24 protein-coding genes are annotated in these 21,315 nt (G+C 65.7%); 6 read left to right on the forward strand and 18 right to left on the reverse strand.

The window, feature by feature from the left end; all coding sequences use genetic code 11:
* Nucleotides 1-6: 6 nt before the first annotated feature.
* On the reverse strand, nt 7-1,086 hold the full coding sequence (locus ABNQ40_RS04995; protein WP_109048617.1) for an ABC transporter ATP-binding protein: 1,080 nt from the start codon (nt 1,084-1,086) through the stop codon (nt 7-9).
* Nucleotides 1,087-1,295: 209 nt separating this feature from the next.
* On the opposite strand from ABNQ40_RS04995, the gene ABNQ40_RS05000 reads away from it, so the two are divergent.
* Nucleotides 1,296-2,186: a LysR substrate-binding domain-containing protein gene (locus ABNQ40_RS05000; protein ID WP_109048618.1), complete on the forward strand. Its 891-nt coding sequence runs from the start codon at nt 1,296-1,298 to the stop codon at nt 2,184-2,186.
* A 139-nt stretch (nt 2,187-2,325) separates the two neighbouring features.
* Nucleotides 2,326-2,706, forward strand: coding sequence for a DDE-type integrase/transposase/recombinase (locus tag ABNQ40_RS05005; protein WP_199235258.1), 381 nt, complete (start codon nt 2,326-2,328; stop codon nt 2,704-2,706).
* Between the two features lie 62 nt (nt 2,707-2,768).
* Here the strand turns inward: ABNQ40_RS05005 and ABNQ40_RS05010 are convergent, their stop codons facing one another.
* The 7 genes from ABNQ40_RS05010 to ABNQ40_RS05040 are packed head-to-tail and all read right to left on the reverse strand — an operon-like array spanning nt 2,769 to nt 8,911.
* Nucleotides 2,769-3,422: an RraA family protein gene (locus ABNQ40_RS05010; RefSeq protein WP_109048619.1), complete on the reverse strand. Its 654-nt coding sequence runs from the start codon at nt 3,420-3,422 to the stop codon at nt 2,769-2,771.
* A 34-nt stretch (nt 3,423-3,456) separates the two neighbouring features.
* Entirely contained in the window at nt 3,457-4,482 is a 1,026-nt protein-coding gene (locus ABNQ40_RS05015; RefSeq protein ID WP_109048620.1) for a C-terminal binding protein, read from the reverse strand.
* 24 nt (nt 4,483-4,506) lie between these two features.
* A complete protein-coding gene (locus ABNQ40_RS05020) occupies nt 4,507-5,271 on the reverse strand; it encodes an amino acid ABC transporter ATP-binding protein (protein ID WP_109048621.1) in 765 nt (254 codons plus the stop codon).
* Nucleotides 5,268-6,068 carry an amino acid ABC transporter permease gene (locus ABNQ40_RS05025; RefSeq protein ID WP_109450217.1) on the reverse strand — a complete coding sequence of 267 codons (801 nt, stop codon included), beginning with the start codon at nt 6,066-6,068 and terminating at the stop codon, nt 5,268-5,270. The genes ABNQ40_RS05020 and ABNQ40_RS05025 overlap by 4 nt, the downstream gene beginning before the upstream one ends.
* A 5-nt stretch (nt 6,069-6,073) precedes the next feature.
* A complete protein-coding gene (locus tag ABNQ40_RS05030) occupies nt 6,074-6,781 on the reverse strand; it encodes an amino acid ABC transporter permease (RefSeq protein WP_109048622.1) in 708 nt (235 codons plus the stop codon).
* 45 nt (nt 6,782-6,826) lie between these two features.
* Complete coding sequence (locus ABNQ40_RS05035) at nt 6,827-8,020, reverse strand: alpha-hydroxy acid oxidase (protein WP_109048623.1); 1,194 nt, start codon at nt 8,018-8,020, stop codon at nt 6,827-6,829.
* A 45-nt stretch (nt 8,021-8,065) separates the two neighbouring features.
* Complete coding sequence (locus ABNQ40_RS05040; protein WP_109048624.1) at nt 8,066-8,911, reverse strand: transporter substrate-binding domain-containing protein; 846 nt, start codon at nt 8,909-8,911, stop codon at nt 8,066-8,068.
* Between the two features lie 134 nt (nt 8,912-9,045).
* Between ABNQ40_RS05040 and ABNQ40_RS05045 the strand changes: the two genes are divergently transcribed.
* Nucleotides 9,046-9,951: a LysR substrate-binding domain-containing protein gene (locus ABNQ40_RS05045; protein ID WP_109048625.1), complete on the forward strand. Its 906-nt coding sequence runs from the start codon at nt 9,046-9,048 to the stop codon at nt 9,949-9,951.
* A gap of 230 nt (nt 9,952-10,181) precedes the next feature.
* Here the strand turns inward: ABNQ40_RS05045 and ABNQ40_RS05050 are convergent, their stop codons facing one another.
* From ABNQ40_RS05050 to ABNQ40_RS05095, 10 genes are all read right to left on the reverse strand, one after another.
* Complete coding sequence (locus ABNQ40_RS05050) at nt 10,182-10,505, reverse strand: DUF4387 domain-containing protein (RefSeq protein WP_109048626.1); 324 nt, start codon at nt 10,503-10,505, stop codon at nt 10,182-10,184.
* Nucleotide 10,506: 1 nt separating this feature from the next.
* Complete coding sequence (locus ABNQ40_RS05055; protein WP_109048627.1) at nt 10,507-11,850, reverse strand: acyclic terpene utilization AtuA family protein; 1,344 nt, start codon at nt 11,848-11,850, stop codon at nt 10,507-10,509.
* 157 nt (nt 11,851-12,007) lie between these two features.
* Nucleotides 12,008-12,928 (reverse strand): LysR substrate-binding domain-containing protein, encoded by a 921-nt coding sequence (locus ABNQ40_RS05060; protein ID WP_109048628.1) that lies wholly within the window; start codon nt 12,926-12,928, stop codon nt 12,008-12,010.
* Nucleotides 12,929-13,265: 337 nt separating this feature from the next.
* Nucleotides 13,266-14,045: an anti-sigma factor gene (locus ABNQ40_RS05065; protein ID WP_109048629.1), complete on the reverse strand. Its 780-nt coding sequence runs from the start codon at nt 14,043-14,045 to the stop codon at nt 13,266-13,268.
* Nucleotides 14,042-14,560 carry a sigma-70 family RNA polymerase sigma factor gene (locus ABNQ40_RS05070; protein ID WP_109048630.1) on the reverse strand — a complete coding sequence of 173 codons (519 nt, stop codon included), beginning with the start codon at nt 14,558-14,560 and terminating at the stop codon, nt 14,042-14,044. Before ABNQ40_RS05070 ends, ABNQ40_RS05065 begins: the two co-directional genes overlap by 4 nt.
* An 89-nt stretch (nt 14,561-14,649) precedes the next feature.
* Entirely contained in the window at nt 14,650-16,113 is a 1,464-nt protein-coding gene (locus ABNQ40_RS05075; RefSeq protein ID WP_109048631.1) for a YncE family protein, read from the reverse strand.
* Nucleotides 16,110-16,595: a DUF305 domain-containing protein gene (locus ABNQ40_RS05080; RefSeq protein WP_391345664.1), complete on the reverse strand. Its 486-nt coding sequence runs from the start codon at nt 16,593-16,595 to the stop codon at nt 16,110-16,112. Before ABNQ40_RS05080 ends, ABNQ40_RS05075 begins: the two co-directional genes overlap by 4 nt.
* A 309-nt stretch (nt 16,596-16,904) precedes the next feature.
* Nucleotides 16,905-17,306, reverse strand: a complete 402-nt coding sequence (locus ABNQ40_RS05085) for a nuclear transport factor 2 family protein (protein WP_109048632.1) — start codon at nt 17,304-17,306, stop codon at nt 16,905-16,907.
* Between the two features lie 46 nt (nt 17,307-17,352).
* Nucleotides 17,353-17,952, reverse strand: coding sequence for an NADPH-dependent F420 reductase (locus ABNQ40_RS05090; RefSeq protein WP_109048633.1), 600 nt, complete (start codon nt 17,950-17,952; stop codon nt 17,353-17,355).
* Nucleotides 17,953-17,983: 31 nt separating this feature from the next.
* Nucleotides 17,984-18,739 carry an SDR family NAD(P)-dependent oxidoreductase gene (locus ABNQ40_RS05095; RefSeq protein ID WP_109048634.1) on the reverse strand — a complete coding sequence of 252 codons (756 nt, stop codon included), beginning with the start codon at nt 18,737-18,739 and terminating at the stop codon, nt 17,984-17,986.
* 110 nt (nt 18,740-18,849) lie between these two features.
* Here ABNQ40_RS05095 and ABNQ40_RS05100 point away from each other — a divergent pair, with 110 nt between their 5' ends.
* The 3 genes from ABNQ40_RS05100 (at nt 18,850) to ABNQ40_RS05110 (ending at nt 21,315) form a co-directional block, all read left to right on the forward strand.
* Entirely contained in the window at nt 18,850-19,779 is a 930-nt protein-coding gene (locus ABNQ40_RS05100) for a LysR substrate-binding domain-containing protein (RefSeq protein ID WP_391345665.1), read from the forward strand.
* A gap of 448 nt (nt 19,780-20,227) precedes the next feature.
* Nucleotides 20,228-20,479 carry a hypothetical protein gene (locus tag ABNQ40_RS05105; RefSeq protein WP_146255385.1) on the forward strand — a complete coding sequence of 84 codons (252 nt, stop codon included), beginning with the start codon at nt 20,228-20,230 and terminating at the stop codon, nt 20,477-20,479.
* Entirely contained in the window at nt 20,476-21,315 is an 840-nt protein-coding gene (locus ABNQ40_RS05110; protein ID WP_109047437.1) for an extracellular solute-binding protein, read from the forward strand. Before ABNQ40_RS05105 ends, ABNQ40_RS05110 begins: the two co-directional genes overlap by 4 nt.

Here is a 21,315-nt window from a genome sequence, read left to right on the forward strand (position 1 = left end):
CTCCCTTCAGGCCGCCACGACGCGGGATGTCCTCGGCACGACCACATCCACCGGCTGGCCGGGCGCCAGCAGGGGCTGGTGCGTGGCGCCGGCGTGCCGCTCCGCCGTGATCGTGAACTCGTTGCCGATCCGCACCGTGTAGACCGTGCGGGCGCCGAGATATTGCCGCCGTGCAACCTGGCCCTTGAGCACGTTCGGCGTGCCGGGCGCCGCTTCGGCTTCGCCCAGCACCAGCAATTCGGGCCGGGCAATGAGTTTGCCGTCTTCGCCGCCGCGCGCCGCGCCGCTGCCCAGGCAGCACAATTCGTGTCCGGCGATCGCGGCGATGACGTGGCCTTCGCCCGCCGCCCGCAGGATCCGCACCGGCAGCACGTTGGCGGCACCGATGAAATCGGCGACGTAGGCGTTGGCCGGCCGTTCGTAGAGATCCTCGGGCGTGCCCACCTGCGCGATGACACCGCGATCGAGAATGGCGATCCGGTCGGACATCGACAGAGCCTCTTCCTGATCGTGCGTCACGAAGATGGTGGTGGTCCGGGACGCCCGCTGAAGGTCGAGGATGGTTTCCCGCATGGTGACGCGCAGCTTTGCGTCCAGGTTCGACAGCGGCTCGTCCATCAGGAGCACGCGCGGGCGGATGACGAGCGCGCGGGCCAGCGCGGCACGCTGGCGTTGCCCGCCAGAGAGTTCGGCCGGGTACCGGTCGCCGAGATGCGCCAAGCCGACCCGGTCGAGGTGCGCAGCGACGCATTTCTCGACGGTGCTCCGGTCATGGCCACGGGCGCGCAAACCGTAGGCGACGTTGGCAAACACCGTTTTGTCGGGGAACAGCGCGTAATCCTGGAACACCATGCCGATGTCCCGGCGATGGACAGGCACGTGGGTCATGTCCTCGCCGTCGAAGAGAATCTTCCCCGTGTCGGGAGAGATAAAGCCGGCGATGCTTCGCAGCAACGTGGTTTTGCCGCAGCCACTTGGCCCGAGAAGCGTAAAGAACGTGCCATTGTCGATTGCAAGCTCGACGCCTTGGAGCACAGCCGCCTTGCCGTAGGCTTTCGACACCTTGCTGATGGTGATTGCAGCCATGAATCTTCCCTGTTCTTCAGAATCGGACCGCGACGGGCACTGTGGATCTGACGCATGACCGCACGGCCGCTGCTCGGTACCAGCAGCGAATGCGTTGAAATATATTGTTTTTCTTGGTTGATCGGTTGCGCCGTACGATGTCTGTATGTAAGAAAATCAGTCGGCGCTCCAGTTCGAAAATCTGACCGACCTGTTAGGAGGCTTGGGAAATGAGACGCCTTCCACCGCTCCGCGCACTCAGGGTCTTCGAGGTGGTGGCACGCCACGCGAGCGTGACCAGAGCCGCCGAAGAGCTTGCGGTTTCACACAGTGCCGTGAGCCAGCAGATCAAGCAGCTGGAAGATCATTTCGGGCAGCCCCTCTTCGTGCGTTCGGGACGCGGCATCAGTCCGACACCGGGGGCTACCGCCTTCCTGGAGGATGTGCGATCCTGTTTCGACCGCCTCGCCATCGCCTCGGAGCAACTGTCGCACCGGACCTGCGGGCGGGTGCTGAAAGTCGACGCGACCCCGTCCTTTGCCCTGCGGTGGCTGATTCCGCAAATCTCGGCGTTTCAGCTTGCAAACCCTTCGATCGAGCTGCGCATCTCGACCTCGGCGACGGATGGAATCGGCCATCTCAACGAGCCGGTCGACTTCGTTGTCAGGCGCGATGTCATGAGTCGCCCCGACCATGTGTGCCAGCGTTTTCTCGATGACGTGTCGACTGTCGTGCTGAGCCCGACCCTGCTGAAGCAGAAGCGGATTGCGTCTCCCGAGGATCTGCTTGAGGTGCCGCTGCTGCATTTGAAGTCACGGCCCGACGCATGGACAAGGTGGTTCAGGACCACCCATGTGGCAACGCCCGAAGCGATCGCCGGACCGTTCTTCGATCACTTCTTCCTGTCGCTCCAGGCCGCGATCAGCGGTCTGGGTGCGGCGATCGGGCCCTATGCACTGATCAAGGACGATCTCGCCGCAGGGCGGCTCGTCGCGCCCTTTCCGCAACACAGGCTGGTCGGGCCCGGTTTCCACGTCCTTTACAGCGCGGGCACCGCGAAAGACCGCGCCGGCCGGGTTTTCCTCGAATGGTTGCTGAAGCGGGATTTCGAAGTGGGATGATCTTGCCCCGGTTCAACTGTTCTTGCGCAGTTTGCGTGGATGGTCTGGGTTGCGGTGGCGAGCAGACTTGGGATTGCCCACATGGAAGGGGCATGCAGCAGTTCTCATTGAACCGCCGGGTCCCACGGCGGGGCGGCAAATGGCAGCGCCGCGCGTTCTGATCACCGACAAATTGAAATCCGACGCCGCCAGGCAGCAGTCGGGCATGGGCGGGGAACACCGCCAGCACAAAGGGCTGAACAACCGGGCGGAGAACTCCCACCGACCCGCCCGGCGGCGTGAACGGCAGAGGAAGCGCTTCAAAGACCCCGCCCAGGTCCAGCGCTTCCTCTCCATCCACGACCCGATCGCCAACCTCCTCCACCGTCGTCGCGACCACCGCCCTGCCGTCGACCATCGGAAGGCTCGCACCCAGGCGTTCCGGGCCTGGGCCGCGGTCGCCGGCGCGCCGCTGGCCGCCTTAATCAGCAGACGGTTCCAGCCCGCCGCGCCTTCAATCCGTCCGGCCCTCGACACGTAGACGGTGCCGCATTAACCTCTGAGCGGGAGCCGTGCCGATGAGGGCGGTAGCGCGCGGCGGTGTCATTTGGCGCTCGGCATCTCGAACATCTTCGGAATCGGCACGCCAGCCCGGATGTTCCGGATCCAGCCTTCCTCCTTGAGCAGGTGGGCTTGCGCGGCCGCCAGCACCGTGGCGGCCTGCTCCAGGGGGACGACGACCACGCCGTCGTCGTTGCCCAACACGATGTCGCCGGAGCGCACCGGGACCCCCGCCACTGAAATCGTCCCATCGATGATGCCGCCGAAGCCGTGATGCGGCCCGCGCGGCACGACCGACCTACAGAACATTGTGAAACCGGCTTTGCGCATGTCCGCGACGTCGCGGATGGCGCCATCGATGACGGCGCCCCCCAGCCGGCGATGGATGGCTTCCTCCGCCATGACGCCGCCCCAGACCGCGGTGTCCTCGACACCGCCGGCATCGACCATCACGATCTCGCCCGGCCGGGCGTTGCTGATGAGCGCGCAGATCGGGCCGCAATCCCCGACCATGGTCGTCACCGTCCGGGCTTGGCCGCACAGAACCTGACCATCCGCGATCGGCTTGATCGCGGCGTTCATCACCTGGGTGCGGTTCATGCAGTCGGAGGCGACCGCCGGCGGGATCGCCCGCCAAGCGTCGAGTTCCTCGTCGCTCAGGACCCGGAACTGGGTGTCGTGCTGCTGGAAGGCCATGGCTCGTTCCTGATGATGGAGGGCGGGATCCTGCTTAGGAAGCCTTCGCGTCCCAGCCCGGGTTGACGTTGTTCCGCAGCCGTCCCTCGAACAGGAAGTCGAGCAGGATCTCGGCGGAGAAAACGCGCATGTCGCGATAGCCGGCCTCGGAGTAGAAGGCAGCGTGCGGCGTCAGGACGAGACGCCCGGCAAGCCAGGCCTCCTCCGCCTGCCACGCCGCGATCAGCGGCGGCGGCGGCATGGGCGGTTCCTTGGGCAGCACGTCGAGACCGGCGGCGGCGAGATGCCCGCTCTTCAGCGCGTCGTGGACCGCGTCCACGTCGACGAGGCCGCCGCGCGCGATGTTGAGCAGGATGCCGCCGGGCTTCATCGACGCCAGTTCCCGCTTGCCGATGATGTTGCGGGTCTGTTCGGACAAGGGCACGTGCAGGCTGACCACGTCGGAGCGGGACAGCAGTTCCGGCAGGGACTTGACCCGCTCGATCCCAAGGCCGAGTTCATGGCCCTCCGGGAGATAGGGATCGACGTAGATCACCTTCATGTCGAAGGCGGCAGCCCGGCGCATGACCGCGGTGCCGATGCGCCCCATGCCGATCGCGCCGAAGGTGGACCCCCTGATCCGGCGCACCACGGGGACGTCTTCGGCCAGGAAGCCGGCCACGAGATCGGCCCTCAGCCGCGCCTCGTAGGAGCCGAGCCCGCGCACGAGGTGCAGCAGCATGGCAAGGGCGTGGTCGGCGACCTCCGAGGTGCCGTAATTGGGCACGTTGCAGACCGGAATGCCGCGCGCCCGGCACGCCGCGCTGTCGACGTTGTCGAACCCGACGCCGACCCGCACGATCAGGCGGCATTTGTCGAGCTTCGCGACGACCTCCGGTGTGATCCGCATGCGGTGCCAGACCAGGATCGCGTCGCAGGAGCGCCAAGCCTCGTCCGGGATGGCCGCCGGGTCGGTCTCGTCGAACACAAGGTAGTCCAGCCGGTCTCCCGATACGCCGCGCTCGATGTCGAGGTCGCGGAGATGAACGTCGGGGACCAGGACCTTGAGAGGGTGGGTCATGGGGTTTCCTTGAGGAAAGGGCCGTCACAGGACCTTTTCGAGAAAGGCTTTCAGCCGTGGGTCGGTGGGGTTCTGGAAGAGCGTCCCGGGCGGGCCGTGCTCGACGATCACGCCGCGGTCGGTGAAGAAGACCTCGTCCGCGACCTCCTGGGCGAAGCGCATCTCGTGGGTGACCAGCACGCAGGTCATGCCCTCGCGCGCCAGATCGCGGATGACGTTCAGGACCTCGCTGACCATCTCGGGGTCGAGCGCGGCGGTGACCTCGTCGAACAGGATGACCTTGGGCTGCATGGCGAGCGCGCGGGCGATGGCGACGCGCTGCTGCTGGCCGCCGGACAGTTCGCCGGGATAGGCGTCCTGCTTTCCCGTCAGTCGCACCTTGGCGAGCAGGGCGAGCGCCCGCTCGCGCACGGCGGCCGGGTTCTCGCCCAGCACCTGCACCGGCGCCATGGTCAGGTTCTGCAGCACCGTGCGGTGCGGGAACAGGTTGTACTGCTGGAAGACCATGGCGACCTGATGCCGCAGCGGCACCAGCGCCTTGTCGCTTTTCAGCGTCTCGACCGCGAAGGGGCCGACGCGGATCGTTCCCCGGTCGATCGACATCAGACCGTTGATGCAGCGCAGGATCGTCGATTTGCCCGAGCCGGACGGCCCGATGATGCAAACCACGCCGCCGTCGCGGACGGACAGCGACACGCCCTTGAGGACCGTGACGGGGCCGAAGGATTTGTGGACGTCCCGGATCTCGATGAGCGGGGCGGATTGCTGGGAATGCCGGTGATGGGTCATTGGCGAACTCGCACCCGTTGCTCCAGCCACCGCGTCAGGATGGCGATCGGGAAGCAGAAGAGGAAGAAGAGGAACAGCACGTAGAGATAGATTGCCGTCGCGTAATGCGCGCCGTCGCTGGCGATGACGGTGCGGGCGACCGAGAGGATGTCGTTGGCGCCCGTCACCACGACCAGGCTGGTGCCGATGAACAGCATGGCGTAGGTCGTCATCAGGTTCGGGGTCATGAACTGGATCGCCTGGGGCACCACCACCCGGCGCAGGATCTGCAGCCGGCGATAGCCAAGCGAGCGGGCCGATTCCCATTGGCCGGTCGGAACCGCCTCCACGCCGCCGCGGAACACCTCGGCGATGTTGGCCGTCACCGGCAGCGCCAGCCCGATGATCGCCTTGATCACGGGCGAGAACGAGAAGATCGTCCCGAACGCCTCGATCTCGAACGGCAGCAGATAGAGCATCGCGTAGAGCACGACGAGCCAGGGCGAGTTCCTGAGCACGTTCATGAGTAGGACCGACGGGGCCCGGACCAGGAGGGATTGGGAGATCATCCCGATGCCGAGTGCGGTGCCGGCGACGGCGGCGATCATCATCGCCCAGATGCTGATGACGATGTTGGCGGCGAAGCCGCCCTCGAACCGGCTGAAGTCCGGTGAGCCGCTCAGCAGCAGCGGCGTCCGCGCGGCGAGCGCCTGGAGGACGCGTCCGGTCTCCGCGCCGTAGACTGTGACGAGAAGCGCCGCGAGGACCAGCGTGACACCGGCGGTGCCCAGCGCGAAGAGCTTGAGTTCCGCGTTCATGGCCGTCACGACCCGTAGCCGGGGATGCGAAAGGCGGCGGCGATCCGGCGCACCACCAGCACGGCGATGCTGGCGATCACGAGGTAGATGACCCAGATCAGCAGCATGACCTCCAGGTTGCGGAAGGTTTCCAGCATGATCTGCGTCGCGCCGTACATGATGTCCGCCACGGCCACGAGCACGGCCTGGGACGAGGTCTTTATCAGGCTGACGATGTTGCTGGTCATGGGCGGGATGCTCATCCTGAGGCCGATGGGCAGTTCGACGTGGCGGAAGGTCTGCAACCGCGAATATCCCAGCGAGCGGGCGCCCTCGACGGTCTGGGCGGGCACGGCGAGCAGCCCTGAGCGGATGATCTCGACGGCGATCGCGCCGTTGTAGAGGCCGAGCGAGAGCACCACGCAGGTGAAGCCGGTGAACAGCGGGATCCGTCCGCCCGTCACCGGATCGGTGAGCGTCAGGCCGATCTCCGACAGCATGAAGTACAGGAAGAAAAGCTGGACGAGCGGCGGCGTGTTGCGGAACAGTTCGACGAAGATCGTGACCGGCGATTGCAGGAACCGCACCTTCAAATGAAGAAGGGCGGCGCCGGCGATGCCGATGACGAACATCAGGACCATGCCCAGCAGGCTGAGCAGGATCGTCGTGCCGACGCCGCGCAGCAACCATGTCTGATAAAGGGGGTCGAGCAGCCAACTGAAATCGAGCGTCATGCCGGAATCCTCACGGTCTGACGTTTGACGGGTTTCTGCATGCGTTCAGCCCCGGCCGTTACGGATGAGCGGAACCGCGTCGAACTCGTCGAGCCGGTTGATGCCCAGCAGAGCCATGGTCCGGGCGATCTCGTCCTTCATCAGGGACAGGGCGTGCTCCACGCCGACCCGGTCGCCGGCCGCCGCCGCCAGCAGGAACGGCCGCCCGACGAAAACCAGTTGGGCGCCCAGCTTGACCGCCTTCAGGACGTCGCTGCCACGCCGGACGCCGCCGTCGAACATCACGGTCAAGCGGTCGACCTGATCGGCGATGCGCTCCAGCAGGTCGAGCGAGCCTTGGGCGCAGTCGATCTGCCGGCCGCCATGGTTGGAGACGATAACGCCGTCGACGCCGATCTTTTCCGCCATCCGCGCGTCCGGAGCGGACATCACCCCCTTGAGGACGAGCTTGCCCTTCCAGCGCTGCCGAAGCCGTTCGATGTGCGCCCAGGACAGGCTCGACCGCCGGCCGATGTCGCGGACGAGCGTCCGGGAGAACACGGGCGGCCCCCGCTCCGCGTCCATGTTCTCGAAATGCGGCGCGTTGCGCGTCAGCAGGCTGCGCAGCAGCACGCGCCACAGCCAGACCGGCCGCGTCACCCCCTGCCACGCCAGATCGGCGGTCGGCCGCACCGGCGAACGGAAGCCGTGGCGCGCGGCGAGCTCGTGCTGGCCATGCACCGCCGTGTCGACGGTCACCACCAGCGTGTCGAAGCCGGCGCGCTCCACCCGCTCGACCAGCGGAAGGATGCGCGCCTCGTCGCCGGGAATGTAGGCCTGGAACCAGCTCGTCGCGCCGGCCTGGCGCACCTCCTCCAACCGGGTCAGCGAGGCCCCGCTCAGGATGAACGGAAGCTTCGCCCGCGCCGCCTCCTGGGCGAAGAGCACGTCGCAATCCGGCGCCACCAGCCGGCTGAACCCCATGGGCGCGATGCCGAACGGGCTGGCGTAATCGACCCCGAAGATGCGGGTCGTGGCGTCCGTCCGGGAGACGTCGACGAGAACGTTCGGGATGAAGGACCGCTCGGCGAAGCTTTGCAGGTTCCGGCGATGCGTCGCGCCGTCCTCGGCGTGGCCGGAGACGTATTTGAAGATCGCCCGTGGCAGCCTCCGTTCCGCCAACGGCTCGAAGTCGTTCAGGCACAGGGCCTGCTCCACGACCCGTGGCGTTCGCCGCGACGTGACCTCGATCTTGTGCATGCTGTCTTTCCGATCATGCGGACGAGCCGGCCGCCGTGGAGGGCCTCAGTTCGCCGCGGCGGCCTTCACCTTCGCGTCGGCGGCCCGCTTGGTCACGTAATCGCTGACGCCGAGCTTGTACTTCTTCTCGCCCTCGACCATCAGCCCCGACGCCTCGGCCCGGATGATGGCCTTGTTGACGGCGTTCAGGAAGGCGGGTTCGTTCTTGCGGACGCCGCCGCCGATGGGGATGTAGTCGAAGGTGTCGAGCGCGATCTTGTACTTGTCGCTCCAGCCCTCCTCGGCCACCTTCATGTGAAGGTTCGGGCCATCATACGCAATCGCGTCGCACCGGTTGTCCTGGAAGGCCTTGTAGATCTCCGAGGTTCCGGTGAACAGGACCAGATCGGCGCCGTATTTCTCGATCAGCGTCCGGTTGTAGACGTTGCCCTGGCTTCCACAGAGCTTGTGACCCTTGACGTCTTCCCAGGATTTGTACTCCGCGCTCTTCGGCGTCAGCAGCACCATCCCGGCCATCAGATAGTATTCCGCCGTGTAGTCGATGATCTTCTCGCGCTCGGCCGTCTTGCCCAGCGTCGCGAAGATCACGTCGATGCGCCCGGCGTTCAGCAGCTCGATGCGGTTCGAGGCCACGACCGGAACCAGCTCGATCGCGGTCTCCGAGCCGAATATGTCCTTGGCGACGGCACGCGCGAGATCGATCTCGAAGCCGGTCAGTTCGCCCTTCTGGTCGAGGAAGCCGAAGGGCACGTAATCGTTCCGGATGCCGGCGATCAGCTTGCCGCGCTGCTTGACGCGGTCGAGCTGATCGGCCTTTGCCTCGGCGCAAAAGACGAGGCTGGTCGCCAGCAGGGAGAGGAGTGCAAGCGGCTTGGCGAAACGAGGCGTCATGAAGATCCCCTTTTGCTTGAGCGCACGAAAAATCGATGGGATCGGCGCTTCGGAGCCTATGATCGCGTTGTCTTTCATAATGTCATAATAGATAATTTGCCCCTGAGAATAAGCTGAACTTATGGCTGAGTCCGATGAACGTCCGACAGATCGAGGCCTTCCAGGCAGTCATGGCAAGCGGCAGCGTGACGCGTGCGGGGGAGCGGCTGAGCATCTCGCAGCCAGCCGTCAGCCAGTTGATCGCGCAATTCGAACGGAGCTGCGGCTTCCGCTTGTTCAACCGCCAGGGCAGCAAGATCACGCCGACCCGCGAGGCCGAAGCGCTCTACAACGAGGTCCAGCGCATGTTCATCGGCGTCGGCCAGATCGCGCGGGTGGCTACGGCGCTGCGCGACCAGAACTGGGGATCCGTCAGCGTCGGCGCCTTCCCGGCTATCGCCCGGCGGGTGCTGCCAGAGATCGTGTGGAGCTTCTGCGAGGCGCATCCCGACACGCGCTTCCGTCTGGAAAGCATGCGCTCACGCAGCCTGATCGACGCGGTCGCGGCCCAGCATGTGGATTTCGGCCTGAGCATCCTGCCGGGCGACCGTCCCGAGGTGGTCAGCGCGCATCTGCACCGCCTGCGCGGGGTTTGCATCCTGCCGGCGGCGCATCCTTTGGCCGAGCGTCACACCATCCACGCCCACGACCTCGCGAACGAGGATTTCATCTCGCTCGGTCCGCAGGATCATTCGCGCTTCATGATCGACCGCGTGTTCGACGAACTCAAGGTGCCCCGGCGCAGCCGCATCGAGGCCGGCCAATCGGAGACGGCCTTTTCCTTCGTTGCGGCCAAGGCCGGTGTCGCCGTGGTCGACCCAATCAGCGCCTTCAACAACGAAGACACGCGCATCGCCGTCCGCCGGTTCGAGCCCACCGTCGAATTCGACATCTGGCTGATCCGGCCGAAGGCGGCGCGCTCGTTCAATCTGGTGGACAGCTTCGTCTCGTTCACGCTGGAGCGGCTCGAGGTTTTCGCTTCGACCCTCAACGCAGCCTGAAGGCCGCCCCGGCGCCCACCCGTTCGGCGGCACTACGACCTCTTCCGCCCCGGGGACCGCGACCTGTACCCCCGCTGGTCGCGGTCCGGAACCGGCTGCTGGAGGAGACCGCGCCGGACCGGTAGCGGATTCTCATTCCCCACCGGAATGGGCTGGCTTACGGCGCCGGACGGGCGCCGCGTTCGAAACAGGGTTCACACCCCTCCATCAAGGCGAACAATCGGCGGCGGTCAGCCCACCGGGACGGCGATGAGCATCAGGGGGACATGATGCTGGCAGCCGTACATGTCGCCATCGCCGGACGAACCCTGGGCGCGCGGGCGCCTGATGGTGATCTTGATCGCGTTGGCCATGTCGATCTCGAAGAAGGACGACACCTGCGAGACGTCGATGCCGTAGGCTCTGGCGACCGACTCCGCGCTGATCGCACCGGTCGCGCGAACGGCCTCGTAGCGATCCTTGTCCTTGAACAGGATGTCGAAGGTGATCCGGTAGGGGCCCGCATTCTTGCTGCGGACGATGTCGGCCAGATCCTTGAGCGGGCGTGTGTTCATCTCAGAGATCCTCGTAGCGGACGGGGAATAGTTCGGTCGGGGTGTCGACCTTCATCAGGTGGTAGGCGCTGAACTCGTAGACCGGTCCCAGATCCAGGTCCGAAGGGGAATAGGGGAAGGCGAGGTTGCCGGATGTGTTGATGATGCCCGGATAATGGTAATGCAGCATCGCGCCGCTGATCTGGTGGCACGCCGCATGGGCCAGTTCCTGGTCGGCGGCCGTCACCTCGATCACGAGGCCGATTTCGCGCTGGGGCGCCGTTTCCGGCTCCAATTCCTTCATCACGCCGTTGCCGCCGTAGACGTGGAAGGCCACGGCGACCGGCGCCGGGGCGAAGTAATCCAGGGCCTTCCTGCGGACGTCGTCCAGGATCGCGTCGAGCGCCCGGATCGTGGTCGGGCAGCGGATGCCGGCGATGGCGATGGAGCGGTAGCCGGCAAGCCTGGCCCCTTCGAGCTTCACGTAGTAATCGGTCGTTTCCGTCAACGTGGCGCCGCGCACCCGGACCTGACGCTCACCGACCTGCTCGAACGTGCAGCCGGACAGATCGATCTCGTGGCCAGGGCCGGATTGCTTGAAAGGGTTCTCGCGTTCGTACAGCGAATGGGCGGCGACGGATTTGACCGAGGCGCGCCTCGCCGTGCTGCCGGGCTCCAGCAGGAAGCTGTCCTCCTCCACCGTGCCGAGCATCACGTCCATGGCGAAGGGCTCGGCCGAGAAGGCTCCGCATTCGAGGATCTTTCCCATATGGATCGCCAGCGCCGGATCGGCCCCGCGCCAGATCGGGAAGGCGGCGATCACCGAATCGTCGCAGGCCCGGCCGGCGATGACGACGTCCGCGCCGCCGTCGAGCGCTTCGCAGATCGGCTCGTGCCCCATCTGCGCGACCAGCGTCACCGTCTCGTCCAGAAGCTCCGTGGTCAGGGGGGTGCCGGCTTCGAAATCGACGATTTCGCCCGCCGCGACCGCCCGTTTGGCCCGCTCGATCGGGATGTCCGAGCGGATGGTCGCAAGCCTGAAGTTCAGGCCCTGCTCCTGGGCGATCTCGCGAACCAGCCGGGCCGTCCGCTCGACCTGGACGCCCGACCCGGCACCGCCGACGCTGCCGACGATGACCGGGATGCCGGCCGCGCGGCCGGCGCGGATGAGGGCGGTCAGTTCCCGCTTGATGCTGACGTCCGACACCAGCGGCTTGCCGGAGCCGAGGTAATGCGGTCCCGGATCGGTCGATCCGGCGTCCACCGCAATGACGGCCGGTCCCAGCGACATGCCGCGGGCCAAAGCGTCGTCGCCGAAACCGTATCCTAGCGTCCCCGTCGGGGTGAGCACTGTAATCGCGGCCATCAACCACCTCGAATCGTCAACGAAGGGGGGATCGGGCAGGCACTGCGCTCCTGCCGGCGATCCGGTTGCTCCGCTGGAATTGAGGACTCGGGCGCCGGTCGGGTCAAATCGCTTGTCGCGGCTCAGCCATAACCAGGAGATATGCCCCTCGCGGTGCCTATTCCGGCGCGCCGATCAGCTTCGCAAGCTCCGCGATCCTGGCCGTCAGCCGGGTGCGGACATGCGCGATCAGTGCTTGCGAACCCAGCGAGATGTCGCGGAAGCTCGGCGTGACGACCCAGATGTCGTAGGTCACCAGCGGCCGGAAGGGGCGCACGACAAGCTGGGACGGGGCGAAATCGACCGTGCTCAACGGGTCCACGACGGCGACGCCGACTCCGGCGGCCACGAAGGAGCAGCAGGCTTCGGTCAACTGTGCCTTCAGGACGATGTCGCGTGCGGCACCGCATTCGGAAAAGGCCTGATCGACCTTGAGCTGGGCCCGGTCCTCCTCGGCCATCGCGACGAAACGCTCGCCATGCAGGTCCCCGGCTTCGATCACCGGGCAACCGGACAGCCTGTGACCGACCGGCAGGATGCAGACCGCGTCCATCGAGCACAGCCTGTCGAAACGGACGCCGGGGCGCTCGGACGCGACCATGCCGAAGCCGACATCGACCCCCTGCGAGGCGACCCGGTCGACGAGAAGCCAGGAATTACGGCTCGACAGCGTCACCCGCAGACCTGGCTTCGACCGCAGGAAGTCCGCCAGGATCGGCGGCAGGACGCGGGTCGCGAGCGACGGAAAGGCAACGATCTCGATCTCGCCATAGTCGAACTGCCGGATGGCGCGGGCTCGCGCCGACACGGAATCGACGCCGAGAAAGACCCGTTCGACCTCGGAGTACAGCATCTCGCCTTCGGCGGTCGGAATGACGCCGTTCTTCTGCCGATGGAACAGGGAGAAGCCGCAGGAACGCTCTAGCAGCAGGATCAGCTTGCTCACCGCAGGCTGGGACAGATGCAGCTTTTCGGCCGCCCGCGTGAAGCTTCCCAGTTCGACAATGGCCTTGAACGCTTCGAGCTGCCGGATGTTCATAACCAGAGGTTATCGTGGATCGCCGCGCGGCACGAGCGTCCCTTTGGGTAGCGTCGAGCGGTTGTTCCGGTGCCCCGTCGGGCACTATGGGGCCTTGTTGCACCAAGGCCTTCGGTTGCGGCATTCGGGGTGTCGCGGTTGAAGGAGACGCGGATCACGCCCGGCGGGCAGCGCATCCATCTCCTCCAGAGTTGAGGTGATCCTCCACGTCAGCCCCACGGTTACAAGCAAGATGGTGCGGGGGCTGACGGAACCGCCGTGACAAAGCCTGCCAGAAGGCCGAATGGCGTTCTCGATACGTCGGCTGGGCAGGGGGTTGAGTTGAAATCTCCCGACCCTACACGCCCTCACCGATCTGGCGCCGCACCTCGTCGGCAATCGGATGCAGAAGCGCCTGCGCATCGGCGGGTCCGACCAAACTGTAGCCCATGCCTTTGGCCGCCCATGAAAAGCCGCTGGTCGACGTCCGGCTCAAGGGCTGCATCGGGACATCCCGATCGACCGCCATGGGGCGGCTCAGCATGACCAGACGCGTGCCGTGGTCATCGTCATACATGAAGAGCGCCGCCGGCCCATGCGGGGTCGCGACGACACGTCCGCCCATGAAGCGGTAGCCCGATGCTTCGAGGTTCGGAATCCCGACCTGCCGTCCCAGACGGGCGGAAATCCAATCGGCAAGTTCGGCACCGGCGCCGGCACGCAGTTCGACGGGCCGGAGGCGGTCAGGGCTGAAGACGACGTAATTGTCGGCAGCCTCCTGGCCGAGCGAGGCGACGCCCTGCAGCGGCGGATCGGACAATCCCCGAAGTGCCCAGCCTCCGGCACCGCCGAAGCTTATCAATACAACGGCCGCGGCGGCGGCCCACCACGGCAAGCGGGATCGGCGCCCTCGGCCTTCCGCGATGTGTCTGACATTGAGTGCCGCGGGAACCGGTTCGTCGGCTATCGGCAGGAGAAGGGCTCTGAGATCGTCGCGCTGGGCGGCATAGCCCGACACGCGCTCCGCCACGTCGGGATGGACCTCCAGATAGGCCGCCACCTCGGCCTGCCGGACCGGATCGAGGCGCTGGTCGACGAAGGCATTGAGATCGTCCTCGGTGATCGGGCGGCTGATCATTTCACCCTCCGCAAATGGGATTGTCCGACAGGTTCGGCCGGCGTCTCCCTGATGCTCTTCAGCAGTTTTTCACGCGCACGGGACAATCGTGACATCACCGTCCCTATCGGAACATCGAGGATCCTGGCCGCATCCGCATAGGAGAGGTCTTCTATGCTGACGAGCAGAATGACCGCGCGCTGGTCCTCGGGAAGCGTGCCAAGCGCATGCAACAGGGCACGGTGATGCAGGCCATCCTCCTGCGCCGGCGGCGTCGAGAGCCAGTTTTCGGCGGCGTCGACGTCGATGTCCGAGGATCGCGTGGATCTGCGCTTCAATTCCGTCATGGCGAGGTTGTGCAGGATGGTGAAGACCCATCTGCGGGTGTCGCCGTCGACCCGGCGCTGGTTCCAGTGGGCGATGGCGCGTTCCAGGCAGTCCTGGACCAGATCGTCGGCCGCCGTGCGATCACGAAGCAGCGAGCGCGCGTATCGGCGAAGCGCCGGTATAAGGGGTTCAAGCAGTTCGATCATCATCGGGCATCGTGCGACCATGGATACCGAGACTGGGAATACTGAGACGTGCGCCGGCCCGCCTCCGCGTTTGAGGGCGGGCCGGCCGAATGTCACCGCGCCTGGATTTGGACGACGGCACCGGGCTGGGCCGCCGTGCCCTCGGTTATGACCAGATATCGTTTCTCGGCTTTCGCAGTGTTCTGCACGATCTGCCGGATCGGTCCCGACGCATTGACAATCGCGGATCCGGCCGGATTCGTCATGAACGCGGCGAGCGGTTGCAGCGCGCCGTGGCCGGCTTCCGTCTCGGCCAGCGCCAGCACATAGGGCTTCCTGGGTTCGAGGTTCGTCACCGAGGCCTGAAGAACCTGAATCAACCCCTGGTCGAACAGCGACACCGCCGTGACGGATTTCCCGGGCTTCCCGTTCGCCGAGACCGCGAGGTCGAGATGCGTCGCCTGCCCGGCGACCCCGAGCGGGGTCAGGTTGTCGGTTCCGGCACCTTCGGGTACGGCGTCGGGCACATAGGTGATCGCCTGCGGCGCCTGGCCGATCGGCACGGTCGCAGTCACCGTGTTCGTCATCGTGTCGATAGCCGTCATTCCGTCCGCATTCTCCAGCCCGACATAGATGCGGCTGCCGTCGCCCGACGGCCAGACGCCGTGCGGCAGGTTGCCGACGGGAATGGTCGCGACCTGCTCGAAATTGTCGGTACGGAAGACCTTCACTTCGTTCAGGCCGCCGATGGTGACGTAGGCGAACGTCCCATTGGCGTTGTGTGCGAAATTGACGTGGTTGGTGATCGGGCCGGTATCGAGCGTCTTGATCGGATCGAACGGCGGCTGGGCATTGAAGACCTGTGTCTTGCCGACATCCTTCAGGGTGAACCAGACCTGCCGGCCATCCGGCGTCGCCGCGATGTTCGGACAGAAGGGGCTGGCCTGCGGGATGCGGGCGACGATCTGGTGATCCGCCACGCTGACGACATCGGTCTCCGGGTTGAACGACGAGCAGATGTAGCCGTATTTTCCGTCCGGTGAGAAGATCTGCATGCCGGGACCGTTCGGCGTCTTGATGCGGGTCTTCTCTTCGAAGGTCTTGGCATCCAGGACGGCGACATAGTCTTCGCCGCGCACGGTGACCCAGACCTCGCTGCCGTCCGGGGTGAAGAACGCCTCGTGAGGCGAGCGTCCGACATAGGTGGTGTGCTTGACCGAATTGGTGGCCGTGTCGATGAAGGTGACCGAATTGGAGCCGATCGACACGACCGCGATGGTCTTGCGGTCGGGAGAGAAACCCATGCCATGGACCAGGACCTGGCCTTTGTAGAGCGGGCTGAAGTTCGCCGGCTGTGGGTCTCCCAGGCGAATGACGCCGAGCAATCTGTTGTCAACAGGATCGATGACCGAAACCGTGTTCGAGAATTGCTCGGCGGCGTAGATGCGATCACGGTGGCTGATCGGAAAATCAGGCGCCGTGCTGGCGTAGGGCGCTTGCCCGGCATAGGCGGGCAGATGTCCGGCAAGCATGGTGCAGGCGATCATCGCCAGGGTGGAAAGCAGACGACCCTTCATTGGGACTGGCCCTCTTTCATGTGCATGTGCATTGCAGACGGAGGGATCTGCGAGGCAGGCGAGTGAGGCGGGACCTGAGTCGGTACCGGCAGGGACGGCGGCAGCGGCTGGCCCAGGGCCATGCGCATCGCGGCGATCTCCTGCTGCTGCTCGACGATGATCTCCTGCGCGATGCGCCGAAGCTGCTCGTTCTTCCCGTACCGCAGTTCGGCGAGCGCCATGTCGATTGCGCCCTGATGGTGGGGAATCATCATCGCCGTGAAATCGGCGTCGACGTCGCCTGTCGGTTTCACCGCCATGCCGGACATCATCCTGTCCATGGCGGCGTTGTTTTCCGCAAGGAACGGCGCTTCATCGTCGAGCGCCGATGCCGTGGCCGGCTCGGTTGAGTGGGTGTGGGCGGTTTGGGCGCCGGCAGGCGTTGGTGCCGCCGTTCCCATCACCAGGGCGAGGGGCACGGCTGCCACTATCGGATATCGCATAGGAGGCTCTTCGGTCTGTCTCGTCGCGGTCTTGACGGGGTGGACTGGCCGACAACGCGATTATTCCGTGCCACGCAGATTTTTTTGCAAAGGATGGGACGCTCATCCGGTGGGGGGATGGGGCAGGCCATTTCTCAGTGACGGGGAGCGGCAACTTGAGATGCCTTCGCGACCGTATGCGTCCAGCTATGGCGTGAAACAGCTTTCTCATCGGCAGCCCTTCGCCAGGAGATCGCGAAGCCGCCGGATCCCATTCTCAACCGCCTCTTGCAGGCCGTCTGCTTCCCGGCACAATGCGCAAAGTCCAGCTTAGGTTTTCGCCGGGTTGAGCAGCACCCACAGTCTGGCGATCCTGCCATCGACGACTTCCGCCACATCGCTTCCCGTGACCGCAACCGGGCCATCGGCCGGACCCGCTTTCCATGAAAGATATCCGAGACCGTGATGGCCCACGGCGTCGCCCTGCGGCTGGAAACGAAACGCAGGTCCGAACCGCTCCAGGAGAGCGCCCGCGACCTCCGAGATGGCCGCACGTCCCCTTACGATATCAGTCGGTTCGTACATGATCGGCTCGGCCACGAAGAGCTCTGCGATGGCTGCGGCACGCTTCCCGGCGTCCCGCTCATTGAAGACGTGTTCCAGGTTCGAGCGCAGAAGGCGGTTGTAGTCCGGTTCTTCGGATGAATGCGCCGTGTGATCCGCATTGGACATTGTGCTTCCCCTTGCTGGAGCGGCCTGCCGGCCGCCGTGGAACGGTTCAGATTTTCACCAGGTTCAGAGCGGGGAGTGGTCCGCCGGGGAACTGGGTCAGGCGGCTGCCGAGGGCGAGCGAGCCGAGGTCGATGCCGAAGAAGCCGAGACGGTCGATCAGAGCGCCCACCCGGGCCTTGGCGTCGGCATCGTCGCCCGAATAGAACAGCACGCGTTTGCCGCCATCGCCGGACGGATCGCCGGAAAGCAGATGCGGCTGGAGATGGTTGAACGCCTTCACCAGCCGCGCACCGGGGACAAGACCGGCGACCACCTCCGAGGATGACCGGTCGCCAAGAGGCACGGGCTTGAACAGCGGTGCCTCGATCGGGTTGTTGGCGTCGACGACGATGCGCCCCGCCCAGTCGGGCAAACCGGCGAGTGCGTCCGGCAGCTTCGACCAGTTCACCGCGACGAACACCATGTCCTGGGCCGCCGCCTCGGCCGGCGTCCCCGCCCGTATCGACGGCCCGAGGTCAGCCGCCAGCGTTGCCAGGGTCTCCGGGCCGCGGCTGTTGGCGATGATGGCGGCGATGCCTCTGGCGGCGAGAGCCGTCGCAATGGCGCGGCCGATGTTGCCGGCGCCGATGATGCCGATGCTGGTCATGGATCATGCTCCTGCTTTGAAGGAATGGGGATCAGGCGATCTGGCCGCCGTCGACGGTGAGGGTCGCGCCGGTGATGTAGCCGGCATCCGGACCGGCCAGGAACGCGACCGCGGCGGCGATGTCCTCGGGTTGGCCATAGCGGCCGAGCGACGTCATGGCGCGCAGGGCGTCGGCATGACCCGCTGATTCCGGGTTCATGTCGGTGTTGATCGCACCCGGCTGGACCAGATTGACGGTGATGCCGCGCGGGCCGAGATCGCGCGACCAGCCACGGGTGTAGGCGGCAACCGCCGCCTTCGTCGCGATGTAGTCGGCCACGCCGGGAAAAGCGATGCGGTCGGCGCCGGTCGTGCCGATGGAGACGATCCGGCCGCCATCGCCGAGCAGCGGTGCCGCGGCGCGCACGGCCGTCGCGACGCCCTTGATGTTGATGTCGATCTGGCGGTCGAACGCGGCGACGTCCGCCGCGGGATCGCCGACCAGTCCGGTGACGAAGACGCCGGCCGAGTTGACCAGGATGTCCAGCCGACCGAACAGCTCATGGGCCTGTTTCACCAAGCGTTCGACATCGGCGCTCACGGCCTGATCGGCACGGATCGCCACCGCGCGGCGGCCGAGGCTCTCCACGGACGCCACCACCTCGTCGGCCTTGTCCTTGGTCTGCGCGTAGCTGAATGCGACGTCCGCGCCATCCCTGGCAAGGCGCCTGACGATGGCGGCGCCGATGCCGCGCGAACCGCCGGTAACCAGGGCGACCTTGCCGGTCAGGGGAGAAAGGCTGCTCATCGCGGGAACACTCCGTTGGGTTTCGATGACGGGAGTGTCGCCTTTTCATCTCTCCATGATTAGCAGGGAATGGCTTGGATTATCTTCAAGTATCCATTTAAAATAGCTGGATGGAAACGCTCGCCAATCTGGAAGCCTTCGTCCGCAGCGCCGAAACCGGCAGCTTCTCGTCCGCGGCCCGCCGCCTGGGCCTGACGCCGGCGGCGGTGAGCCGCAACGTTGCGATGCTGGAGCGCAACGTCGGGGTCCGGTTGTTCCACCGCTCGACACGCAAGCTGACCCTGACCGAGGCCGGGGAGCGCTTCCTGTCGGCGATCGGCGGCACTCTCGAAACCTTGCAGGCCGCCATCGCCGATGTGGCGACGAATGCGGAACAACCGGCCGGCGTGCTGAAGGTCAGCCTGCCGCCGACCTTCGGCATCACGCATGTCCTGCCCCTGCTGCCCGGCTTTCTGGCCCGCTATCCGCTCATCCGGCCGGAATGGCATTTCGAGAACCGCCCGGTGGACCTGATCGCCGAAGGATATGATGCGGCGATCGGCGGCGGCTTTGACCTCGCGACGGGCGTGGTGGCACGCCCGTTGGCGCCCGCCCACATCATCGCGGTGGCGTCGCCGGCCTATATGACCGACCGGATCGCGCCGGTCGATCCACCCGGACTGGCGGAGCACCAGGGAATCGTCATGCGCTCCGTCCACACTGGCCGAGTGCGCCAATGGGCGATGCGTGACGCGGCAGGTGTCGAACTGCCGGCGATGCTGCCGGAGAGCATTGTTGTCAACGATCCGGCCGCCATGCGCGAGGCGGCACTGCTCGGGCTGGGCGTTGCGCTTCTTGCCGTACCGGACGTGCTTCAGCATCTTGAGCGGGGCGATCTGCTACGCCTCCTACCCCGGTGGTACGCGGACGCAGGCGCGATCTCGCTCTACTATGCGAGCCGGGCCCAGATGCCGGCAAAGACACGGGTTTTCATCGACACGCTGCTCGACCTGTTCCGCCGGGACCGTCTTGCCGAGCGTTTTGCCGGAAGTTTGGGGTAGATTGCTGGCGCGGAAGAAGCGTGATCGCACCACATCCGCAAGATCTTCTGTGATGCGTGTCCGTCAAAGAGTGTCGCGCAAAGGGCCGTGAGGCGGCACCGGGGAAACTGCTCATTCTACCGCACGGAAACTCAAGCGAAATCCCGCCTGCGCCGATGATGCTTCCAAGGGCTCACGGTGCGCCTAATCGCAGCGTATTTAGGCATGATGGCAAGATACAAAATCGCAAGCACAAGCACATAGTAAAAATTAACTCGCAATGCGTGTGCAGAAACATGCTTGGAAATCACGTCATCATTCTGTTTATTTTGGAATTACACTCAACAAATTTATGGATCCAGAATCCGCCGATCTCCCAATTAAATCAAAGGCCCCTAATTGCATTTTACGATTCCTTTCAGCCCAGCCCAGCCCAGCCCGACTTCCGCTTCCACGGTCACGCAACAGGATGATTGCCCGATCCTCGCCGAGCCTGTTACGCTATATTCATTCGAATATAGAGGTGCGGACATCCCGATGCTCCATCTCCCGGTTCTTCGCAGGCCCGCTGTGGCGCAAGCTGAACGACGAGAAAGCACAGGCAGGCGCCCTCGCCGCGCGTCTCGTGGAGCCGGAGGAAGCCCTGCGGAGCGCAGGAAAATGCATCGCCACCTTCATCGCGGCCATCGCCGCCCCACCGATCGAGGTCAAGAGTCCATGATTCCGCTCCGCCGCCTTGCCGCCCTGACGCTGCTGGCCGCCACCGCCGCGGCCTCGTCCGCCATCCCCGTGTCCACGGCCCGCGCCGAGGAGCTGGTCCTCTATGGGGCGGGCAGCCTGCGCGCCGCGATGACCGCCATCGCCGCCGATTATGCCAAGGCGACCGGCAACAGCGTGCGCACCGCCTTCGGACCGTCAGGTCTGATGCGCGACCGGATCGAGGCCGGCGAGGCGGTCGATCTCTTCACCTCGGCCGACATGGGACATGCGCTGACCCTGCGCAAGGACGGGCGGGCCGCCGCCGTGGCGATGTTCACCCGCAACCGGCTGTGCGCTTTCGCCAAACCCGACGCGCGGCTGGAGCCGGCTTCCTTCGCCGAGCGGCTTCTCGCCCCATCGGTGCGGATCGGCACCTCGACGCCCAAGGCCGATCCCGGCGGCGACTACACCTGGGAGATGTTCCAGCGGATCGGGCAGCACCATCCCGGCGCTTTCGCCACGCTCGACGCCAAGGCCAGGAAGATCGTCGGCGGCAGCACCGCCGCCGACCCGTCCGATCCCGACCCGATTGCCTCGGCTTTCGCGCGCGGCGACATCACCGTCATGATCGCCTATTGCAGCGGCGCCGAGCAGCGGCGCCAGGCCACGCCCGACCTCCAGGTGGTGCCGGTTCCGCCGCCCTACGCCACCGGTCCCGAATATGGCCTGGCGATCACCAGCCTCCAGAAGCCGGCCGCCGTCGGGCTGATGCTGGCGATCCTGTCGCCGGAGGGGCAGGCGACGCTGGCACGCTTCGGTTTCGACCCGGTCGGCCTGCCGTCGGGCGGGGAGCACTGA

The organism is Azospirillum sp. A23 (genome assembly GCF_042938965.1).
Classification (GTDB): Bacteria; Pseudomonadota; Alphaproteobacteria; order Azospirillales; family Azospirillaceae; genus Azospirillum; species Azospirillum melinis.

Bases quoted from the DNA above. Each gene is read 5' to 3' on its own strand.
- ABNQ40_RS05090 (WP_109048633.1), bottom strand. From the start codon at position 17,952: ATGACCAGCATCGGCATCATCGGCGCCGGCAACATCGGCCGCGCCATT.
- ABNQ40_RS05030 (WP_109048622.1), bottom strand. From the start codon at position 6,781: ATGACGCTCGATTTCAGTTGGCTGCTCGACCCCCTTTATCAGACATGG.
- ABNQ40_RS05035 (WP_109048623.1), bottom strand. From the start codon at position 8,020: ATGCACAAGATCGAGGTCACGTCGCGGCGAACGCCACGGGTCGTGGAG.
- ABNQ40_RS05055 (WP_109048627.1), bottom strand. From the start codon at position 11,850: ATGGCCGCGATTACAGTGCTCACCCCGACGGGGACGCTAGGATACGGT.
- ABNQ40_RS05040 (WP_109048624.1), bottom strand. From the start codon at position 8,911: ATGACGCCTCGTTTCGCCAAGCCGCTTGCACTCCTCTCCCTGCTGGCG.
- ABNQ40_RS05020 (WP_109048621.1), bottom strand. From the start codon at position 5,271: ATGACCCATCACCGGCATTCCCAGCAATCCGCCCCGCTCATCGAGATC.
- ABNQ40_RS05075 (WP_109048631.1), bottom strand. From the start codon at position 16,113: ATGAAGGGTCGTCTGCTTTCCACCCTGGCGATGATCGCCTGCACCATG.
- ABNQ40_RS05080 (WP_391345664.1), bottom strand. From the start codon at position 16,595: ATGCGATATCCGATAGTGGCAGCCGTGCCCCTCGCCCTGGTGATGGGA.
- ABNQ40_RS05095 (WP_109048634.1), bottom strand. From the start codon at position 18,739: ATGAGCAGCCTTTCTCCCCTGACCGGCAAGGTCGCCCTGGTTACCGGC.
- ABNQ40_RS05050 (WP_109048626.1), bottom strand. From the start codon at position 10,505: ATGAACACACGCCCGCTCAAGGATCTGGCCGACATCGTCCGCAGCAAG.
- ABNQ40_RS05085 (WP_109048632.1), bottom strand. From the start codon at position 17,306: ATGTCCAATGCGGATCACACGGCGCATTCATCCGAAGAACCGGACTAC.
- ABNQ40_RS05045 (WP_109048625.1), top strand. From the start codon at position 9,046: ATGAACGTCCGACAGATCGAGGCCTTCCAGGCAGTCATGGCAAGCGGC.
- ABNQ40_RS05100 (WP_391345665.1), top strand. From the start codon at position 18,850: ATGGAAACGCTCGCCAATCTGGAAGCCTTCGTCCGCAGCGCCGAAACC.
- ABNQ40_RS05015 (WP_109048620.1), bottom strand. From the start codon at position 4,482: ATGACCCACCCTCTCAAGGTCCTGGTCCCCGACGTTCATCTCCGCGAC.
- ABNQ40_RS05005 (WP_199235258.1), top strand. From the start codon at position 2,326: ATGGCAGCGCCGCGCGTTCTGATCACCGACAAATTGAAATCCGACGCC.
- ABNQ40_RS05110 (WP_109047437.1), top strand. From the start codon at position 20,476: ATGATTCCGCTCCGCCGCCTTGCCGCCCTGACGCTGCTGGCCGCCACC.
- ABNQ40_RS05060 (WP_109048628.1), bottom strand. From the start codon at position 12,928: ATGAACATCCGGCAGCTCGAAGCGTTCAAGGCCATTGTCGAACTGGGA.
- ABNQ40_RS05065 (WP_109048629.1), bottom strand. From the start codon at position 14,045: ATGATCAGCCGCCCGATCACCGAGGACGATCTCAATGCCTTCGTCGAC.
- ABNQ40_RS05025 (WP_109450217.1), bottom strand. From the start codon at position 6,068: ATGAACGCGGAACTCAAGCTCTTCGCGCTGGGCACCGCCGGTGTCACG.
- ABNQ40_RS05010 (WP_109048619.1), bottom strand. From the start codon at position 3,422: ATGGCCTTCCAGCAGCACGACACCCAGTTCCGGGTCCTGAGCGACGAG.
- ABNQ40_RS04995 (WP_109048617.1), bottom strand. From the start codon at position 1,086: ATGGCTGCAATCACCATCAGCAAGGTGTCGAAAGCCTACGGCAAGGCG.
- ABNQ40_RS05105 (WP_146255385.1), top strand. From the start codon at position 20,228: ATGATTGCCCGATCCTCGCCGAGCCTGTTACGCTATATTCATTCGAAT.
- ABNQ40_RS05000 (WP_109048618.1), top strand. From the start codon at position 1,296: ATGAGACGCCTTCCACCGCTCCGCGCACTCAGGGTCTTCGAGGTGGTG.
- ABNQ40_RS05070 (WP_109048630.1), bottom strand. From the start codon at position 14,560: ATGATGATCGAACTGCTTGAACCCCTTATACCGGCGCTTCGCCGATAC.